7 protein-coding genes and 2 pseudogenes are annotated in these 6678 nt (G+C 70.7%); 4 read left to right on the forward strand and 5 right to left on the reverse strand.

The genetic code is table 11. The features are described from left to right. Positions 1-304, forward strand: a pseudogene (locus JWP28_RS04695) (ATP-binding protein); the annotation flags it as partial. Here JWP28_RS04695 and JWP28_RS04700 read toward each other — a convergent pair. The 4 genes and pseudogenes from JWP28_RS04700 to JWP28_RS20615 form a co-directional block, all read right to left on the reverse strand. After that, on the reverse strand, positions 250-576 hold the full coding sequence (locus JWP28_RS04700; RefSeq protein ID WP_299540530.1) for a hypothetical protein: 327 nt from the start codon (positions 574-576) through the stop codon (positions 250-252). The pseudogene JWP28_RS04695 and the gene JWP28_RS04700 sit on opposite strands and share 55 nt — an antisense overlap. 214 nt (positions 577-790) lie before the next feature. After that, the gene (locus JWP28_RS04705; RefSeq protein ID WP_299540532.1) at positions 791-1150 is read right to left on the reverse strand and encodes a hypothetical protein; all 360 of its coding nucleotides are present in this window, start codon (positions 1148-1150) and stop codon (positions 791-793) included. A 194-nt stretch (positions 1151-1344) separates the two neighbouring features. Further along, the gene (locus tag JWP28_RS04710; protein ID WP_299540534.1) at positions 1345-1683 is read right to left on the reverse strand and encodes a hypothetical protein; all 339 of its coding nucleotides are present in this window, start codon (positions 1681-1683) and stop codon (positions 1345-1347) included. 169 nt (positions 1684-1852) lie between these two features. Beyond that, positions 1853-2143, reverse strand: a pseudogene (locus JWP28_RS20615) (LuxR C-terminal-related transcriptional regulator); the annotation flags it as partial. Here JWP28_RS20615 and JWP28_RS04720 point away from each other — a divergent pair. The 3 genes from JWP28_RS04720 to JWP28_RS04730 all read left to right on the forward strand — a co-directional run bounded on the left by JWP28_RS04720 (position 2097) and on the right by JWP28_RS04730 (position 5952). Beyond that, complete coding sequence (locus JWP28_RS04720; RefSeq protein WP_299540537.1) at positions 2097-2486, forward strand: helix-turn-helix transcriptional regulator; 390 nt, start codon at positions 2097-2099, stop codon at positions 2484-2486. The pseudogene JWP28_RS20615 and the gene JWP28_RS04720 sit on opposite strands and share 47 nt — an antisense overlap. 48 nt (positions 2487-2534) lie before the next feature. Beyond that, complete coding sequence (locus tag JWP28_RS04725) at positions 2535-4112, forward strand: response regulator (RefSeq protein WP_299540540.1); 1578 nt, start codon at positions 2535-2537, stop codon at positions 4110-4112. Positions 4113-4233: 121 nt separating this feature from the next. Continuing rightward, positions 4234-5952 (forward strand): MFS transporter, encoded by a 1719-nt coding sequence (locus JWP28_RS04730; RefSeq protein ID WP_299540542.1) that lies wholly within the window; start codon positions 4234-4236, stop codon positions 5950-5952. Here the strand turns inward: JWP28_RS04730 and JWP28_RS04735 are convergent. After that, positions 5949-6678: serine protease (locus JWP28_RS04735; protein ID WP_299540544.1), on the reverse strand; the 730-nt coding region annotated here is incomplete at its 5' end. The two genes, JWP28_RS04730 and JWP28_RS04735, sit on opposite strands and share 4 nt — an antisense overlap.

Genomic DNA, 6678 nt, shown 5'->3' on the forward strand with positions numbered 1-6678 from the left:
TGCGGCGCAGGCCGAGCGCGCGGCCGAGGGCGGCGACGGCGCCGCGGCGTTGAACTCGCGCGCTGACGGGGACTGGCTGGAAACCATCGCCGGCCTCGATGCGCCGGCCAAGGCGCTGCTCACCCGCGCCGCCGAGGCCGGCGGCCTCACCGCCCGCGGCTGGACCCGCACCCTGCGCCTGGCCCGCACCATCGCCGACCTGGAAGGCTGCGAGACCGTGCGCCGCGTCCATATCGCCGAAGCGCTGATCTACCGAAGGGTCGCGCCGGGTTCGCCGGTCGGAATGCCGCTCGGAGCAAGCTGACCGCCGCGCCAGGTGTTCCAGGCCCCGAGGCCGATAGAGCCGAGCAGCAGGTAAGACCAGATCACGCCGGCGGTGATGTAGGCCCACGCGCTCAGATGCCGGTCGAAGGTGCTGGCAACGTGAGTGACGACGGCCAGCAACTGGAACGCGGCTGCGAACAGGGGCCAGTAGCGGCCGCTCTTCAGGGCCACGAACAGGAAGAGCAGGAACGCCGCGGTGTCGGCCGCAAAGATCGACCACTGCGGTCCTGCGAAGTGATGATCCTTCAGCAAGGCGGTGGCGAGCCAGCCCAGCAGAAAACCGGTCGCCGCGACGCGCTCAGACCAGCCGCCCTTCCAGAGGGCCGCTCCGCAGATGGCCCAGCCGAGCGCAATTCCGATCCAGGGCGGGATACCGTGAGCGCCGATCAGCGTTCTTGTCCTGCAAACAAAAAGACGCCCTAGCTTGCCTCAGCTAGGGCGTCTCGGGAACCCGCTAGGGCTTTGTTTAGGCGGCGCGCTCCGCGACGGCGCGGAGTTGACGACCCTGGCGCGCGAACAGCGGCGGGGGCTTGTCGCCGCCAGTGTCGATCATCACCGCGCCGAGGCCCATCTGTTCCTTGGCGATCGAGAGTTCCTTGTGGGTCTCGACGATGGCGCGGCGGGCTTCGGCCAGGGACATGATCGCCTGGCTGGCGCGTTCGACCGCGTCCTGGCCTATCAGGGCCGAGGCGCCGGCTTCGGCACGGAGCGAGGGCATCACGCCGGTGAGCGCGGCGGTCTTGGCGATGGCCGCGTCGATGGCGGCTTCGGCCTCGAAGAGGGCGCCGGCGATTTGTTCGGCGACCATGCGGCGTTGCTTGAGCATAGCTTCTCTCCTGCGCGCGTCGGGCTGCGACACGCGCCATGATGATTTACGGGGTTAGGGTTTCAGAGCCGTTCAGGCTTTGAAGAAAGTTCGCCCGAGATCCTGCAGCGCCTGGAGGCCCGCTAGCATCGCCCCGAAAGCCAGGGCGGTGATGATCGCGACTCCCACGATGGCGCCCAGACGGGCGAGGGGGCTTAGATCATTTCGGCCGATCCCTCTTCGGGCTCGCCCTTGAAGTTCTCGTCCAGGAGAACCCAGGTCATGCAGAGGATTTCCCGCAGGACCATCTCCGAAGGCTTGAAGGGCGCGAGCTTCCGCGTACCGGACACCAGGTGCCGGGCCATCTTGGCTTGCGCCGGGGTCGCCGCCAGGTCGACGAGCTGTCGTTCCAACTGCGCCCAGGTGAAGGCCGGAAGAGTCTCTTCCTTCGCCGCCGGGGTCGGCCAGCGGGCCTCGAAGTCGTCGATCTCCCGGCGCAGGCGCAAGGCCCGTCCGATCACCGCTCGATTGTCGAAGTTCTGCCAGTCGCCCATGGGACGTTCCCTCTGTTGCCGGCTCATCCGGCCAGAGGTTAAGGGCGGCGTCTGTCCTGATCGCGTCCTGTCCTGATCCGGTCAGGACATGGTTAACGTCGAACTGGCGGGCGAGCTTGGCGGCGGCGTAGCGGTCCTCGACGCCAAGCTTGCGGCGCGCGCGGTCGCAGTAGGTGTCGACCGAAGTCTTGGACATGCCGAGTTCGCGGGCGATCTGCTTCGAAGACAGGTGCTGATCGACCAGCCGCAGGCACTCGCGTTCTCGCGGGGTGAGCAGACCCACCGGATCTTCGGCGATAATGTCCCGTGCGCGCATAAGGCGAACACTTAACGACGACTTGCCGCCCGCGTCTACTTTAAGGCGAAGATCGGCGGCGGATCGGCTACACTGTGCCGCACAAAGAGGCGCCGAGATGGACATCAAGGACCCCGGCCGCACCGCCCAGCTCGAACTGGCCATCGGCGCGCGGATGCGCACCCGCAGGCGGCAGCTCGGCCTGTCCCAGAGCGACCTGGCCGAACGTCTGGGGGTGTCGTTCCAGCAGGTGCAGAAATATGAGCGCGGAGCCAACCGGGTGGCGGCCTCGACCCTTTTGGTCGCCGCCCAGGCGCTGGGCAGCAGCGTCTCATGGCTGGTGGGCGAAGAGACTTCCGGCCGCGACGACGACGATGACGTGTTCCGGGCCCTCGCGCGCCCCGGGGCGCTTGAGATCCTGCAGGCGTTCAACGCGATCGTCGACCCGCGCACCCGCCAGGCCCTGCTGGCGCTCGCCCGCGAGATGGCGGCCGACCGCGCCGTTTGACCGGGGCGTTTGACTGACCGTTAAGCCGTTTGCGCTATCCGAAGGGCCATGCGGAGACCTCCCCTAAGGCCGGCAAGACCCCTCGCCGAGCGCCGCCCGAGGCGCGCGCAGATCACCGCCGAGCAACTGGCCTCGCTCAGCCACGAGTTCCGCACGCCGCTGAACGGCGTGATGGGCATGGCGCGCCTGCTTGAGGGCACCCGGCTCACCGCCGAACAGCGCGACTACGCTATCGCCATCCGCGACTCGGGCGAGCACCTGCTGAACCTGGTCAACGACCTGCTGGATTTCGCCAAGCTCGGCGCCGGCAAGGTCGATCTGCATCCCGGCGATGTGGACGTCGCCGCCCTGCTGCGCGGAATCTGCGAACTGTTGTCGCCGCGGGCGCGGGAAAAGGGCGTCGAAATCGCCTGGGCGACGCCGAAGGACATCGGTGCGATCCGGGGCGACGAGGGGCGCCTGCGCCAGATCCTGCTCAACTTCGCGGGCAACGCGGTGAAGTTCACCGAGACCGGCGGGGTGCTGGTGAGCGTCGCCCAGCCGGCAAAAGGCCGCCTGCGCTTCACGGTGGACGACACCGGTCCGGGCGTGTCCGCCGCCCAGCGCGAGCGCATCTTCGAGGCCTTCGCCCAGGCCGGTCCCGCCCATGCCCGGATGGGCGGCGCCGGGCTGGGGCTGGCCATCGCACGGCGCCTGGCGCTGGCCATGGGCGGCGAGGTCGGCGTCGAACCGAGACCCGAAGGCGGCGCACAGTTCTGGCTCGAGGCGCCGTTTCGCGCCCTGCCCGGCACGGCCGCCGCCGCGACCCTGGCCGGCCGCAAGGTCGGCGTGGCCTCGCCCAATCCCATCGTCCGCGAGGCGGCCCGGCGCCAGATCGAGGCCTGCGGCGGCAAGGCGATCGCCGCCGCCGACCTGGAGGCGCTGGCCGCCCGCACGGAGTTCGGAGACGTGATCCTCGTCGACCATGCCCTGGTGGCCGGCGGACGGCTCCTGCGCCGGCCGCCGGAACGGCGCGCCATCATCCTCCTGGCCCCGGAGGAGCGCGCGCTGATCGGGCGCTACCGCCGTGCGGGCTTTGCCGGCTACCTCATCAAGCCGCTGCGCCGGGCCTCCCTCGCCGAGCGGGTGCTGATCGCCGCCGGGGCCGAGCAGGCGCCCGCGGCCGGCGCCGAGGACGAGCGGATCGCGCCCGCCGCAGCGCCCGGCAAGCGGGTGCTGCTGGTCGAGGACAATCCCATCAATGCGCTCCTGGCCCGCGCGCTCCTGGCCCGCGAAGGCTGCGAGATCGACCACGCCAGCGGCGGCGACGAGGCCATCGCGGCGGTCAAGGTCGGGGCCTACGACCTGATCCTGATGGACATGCGCATGCCCGGCCTTTCCGGCGAGGAAACTGCGCGTGCGCTTCGGGCCATGGACGTGGCCACGCCCATCGTGGCGCTCACCGCCAACGCCTTCGAAGACGACCGGCACGCCTGCCTGGCCGCCGGCATGAACGACTTCCTGGTCAAGCCGATGTCGCCGGACGCGCTCAGGGCCATGCTGACCCGCTGGACCGGGCGTCGCGCCTTCACGGATCAGCTGATTGCCTTCGACCCAAGAAAAAGGGCGCGCTCTTCAAGAGGTTAGATCGCGGCGGCGGCCTTCGGCCGTCGCGCTCCGGCTGGACGCAATCCGCGACGCGGGCCAAGGTCGGCCGATCGAGGCGCTGGGCGCCGCCCAAATGAGCCAAGAAGGGCCGGAGCCTGGCATGAGCGCGGAAGCAGCCCAGCCGAGACCCAAGCGAAACGTGATGGCCGCGCTCGCGATATTCGCCGAGCGCCGCAGCCTGGTGATGCTGGCGCTGGGGTTCGCCTCGGGCCTGCCGAACCTGCTGATCTTCGACACCCTTTCGGCCTGGCTCCGCGACGCCGGCCTGTCGCTGGAGGTGATCGCGGTCTTCAGCCTGGCGACGCTGGCCTACTCCGCCAAGTTCCTGTGGGCTCCGCTCGTCGACCGCACCAAAGTGCCCGGCCTGACCAGTTGGCTTGGCCATCGCCGCTCCTGGATGCTGGTCTGCCAGGCCCTGATCATGCTGGGCCTGTGGCTGGTGGCCGGCAGTGACCCGAAGGCGGCGCTCGGGGCGATGGCGCTGTTTGCGGTGTTCGTGGGCTTCGCCGGCGCCACCCAGGACATCGTCATCGACGCCTGGCGAATCGAGGCGGCGACGGTCGAGAAGCAGGGCGCCATGGCGGCGGCCTACCAGTGGGGCTACCGCTTCGCGACCATCGCGGCCGGCGCGATCCCGCTGGTGCTGGCCGAGCAGTACAACTGGCACATTTCCTACGCAGTGATGGCGGCGATGATGCTGATCGGCGTCGCCGGGGTCGTGGCGGCGCCGCGCGAGGCCGCCCACCAGGTGCGCCCCATCCACGCGGAGGGCGTCCCCAGCCGGCCGGCGCTGGAGATCCCCGAGTGGATCCTTCGCCTCGGCCTCTTCGTGCTCGGCGCGGTGATCCTGGGTTCGGGCCTGGCGGCCGACGCCAGCCTGATCTCGGCCGCCCTGGCCTGGCTCGGCCAGGGCCCCGCGGGCGAAGCCCTGAAGGCGGCCTGGTCGGCCAAGCCCTGGGGCGTCTTCTACCAGCTGGGTGGCTTCCTGGCGGGCCTCGCCATCATCGTGGTTGCGGCCCTGCCGGCGCCCGGACTGCGCACCCGGCCCGGCGTCTACCTGAGCGCCGCCCTCGGCGACCCGTTGCGCGACTTCTTCGCCCGCTACGGCAAGGTCGCAGGCCTGATCCTGGCGCTGATCTGCCTCTACCGGCTGACCGACTTCGTGCTCAACATCATGAACCCGTTCTACCTCGACCTCGGCTTCAGCAAGGTGCAGATCGCCGAGATCAGGAAGGTGTTCGGCGTGGCGGCCACCATGGGGGGCGTCTTCCTCGGCGGCTTCGCGGTCGCCCGCTGGGGGCTGATGCGGGCGCTGGTCATCGGCGCCTTCCTGGCCCCGGTCAGCCACATCGCCTTCGCCTGGCTCGCCGTCAAAGGGCCCGACATCCATGCGCTGCTGATCGCCATCGGCATCGAGAACGCCGCGTCGGGTTTCGCCGGCACCTGCCTGATCGCCTACATGTCGAGCCTGACGCGGATCGGGTTCACAGCCACCCAGTACGCGCTGTTCTCCTCGCTCTATTCCCTGCCCGGCAAGCTGCTCGCCTCGCAGTCCGGGCGGATCGTCGAGGCCTCCGCCAAGTCGGCCGACGCCGGAGGTCTGTTCGCGGGCCTGAAGGGCCTGTTCGCCGCGACCCCGCCCCAGGCCTACGCCCACGCGATCGAGAAGTCGCACGTGAGCCCGCAGGCGCTGGGCGTGGGTTACGTGGTCTTCTTCCTCTATTCAGCCGCGATCGGCTTCCTGGCGATCGTCTTGGTGCTGATCGTCGCGGCGAAGCAGCCAGCGGACGCGGCGGCGACCGTGAAGGCCGACGGTTAGGTCAGGCACACCACCTGGGCGACCCGCAGGTTGCGGCGCAGGTCGTCGGCGACACGGCCATAGTTGTCCGCCGAGATCCCCGCCCCGGGAAGCTCCGGCAGCTTGCGCCCGCCGGCCGCCAGGGTTCGGGCGGTGGTCTCCGGCGAGGTGGTGTAGATGCGCCCGCGCCGCGGGGCCTCGGCGATGGTGACGCCGATCACCCGGCCCTTGTCGTCGAGCGCCGGCGCGCCGGAGAGGCCGCCGAGGGTGCCCTTCAGGCCGTCGGTGCGGCCGGTCTCGGCCCAGACCAGCACCGGCTCGGTGCGGGCGCCGCGGCCCTCCACCACCAGGTTCTCGCGGCCGAGCAGGCGCGAGCTCGCCTCGCCGGGCCGCCCCTGCGGAAAGCCCACATGGAAGGCCTGCTCCCCGCGGCGCAGCCCCGCGTTGAGGCCGAGCGGCAGCGGCGGCGCGCCGCCGTCGGTGGTGAGGATGGCGGTCTCCGCATTCGGGTCGATCGTCACGTTGGCCTGCACCCCGCGGCCCGGCGCGACCACGATGGCGGCCTTGGCGCAGCCCTCCACCACGTGGCGCGCGGTGACCCAGACGCCCGAGGCCGAGACCGAGAAGGCGGTGCCGGCGCCCGGCTGGGTCTTGTCCGCCACCTCGACCACCACCGCCGGATCGAAGGGCGAGGCCGGGCCCAGCGCCGCGCCCTCGGCCGCCGGCGCGGGCGGTGGGGCGGCCGGC

This window comes from Phenylobacterium sp., assembly GCF_028290885.1.
Classification (GTDB): domain Bacteria; phylum Pseudomonadota; class Alphaproteobacteria; order Caulobacterales; family Caulobacteraceae; genus Phenylobacterium.

What these genes read in the sequence shown, in the direction of transcription:
- JWP28_RS04705 (WP_299540532.1), bottom strand. Translation starts at nt 1,150, where the DNA reads ATGCTCAAGCAACGCCGCATGGTCGCCGAACAAATCGCCGGCGCCCTC.
- JWP28_RS04710 (WP_299540534.1), bottom strand. Translation starts at nt 1,683, where the DNA reads ATGGGCGACTGGCAGAACTTCGACAATCGAGCGGTGATCGGACGGGCC.
- JWP28_RS04720 (WP_299540537.1), top strand. Translation starts at nt 2,097, where the DNA reads ATGGACATCAAGGACCCCGGCCGCACCGCCCAGCTCGAACTGGCCATC.
- JWP28_RS04725 (WP_299540540.1), top strand. Translation starts at nt 2,535, where the DNA reads ATGCGGAGACCTCCCCTAAGGCCGGCAAGACCCCTCGCCGAGCGCCGC.
- JWP28_RS04730 (WP_299540542.1), top strand. Translation starts at nt 4,234, where the DNA reads ATGAGCGCGGAAGCAGCCCAGCCGAGACCCAAGCGAAACGTGATGGCC.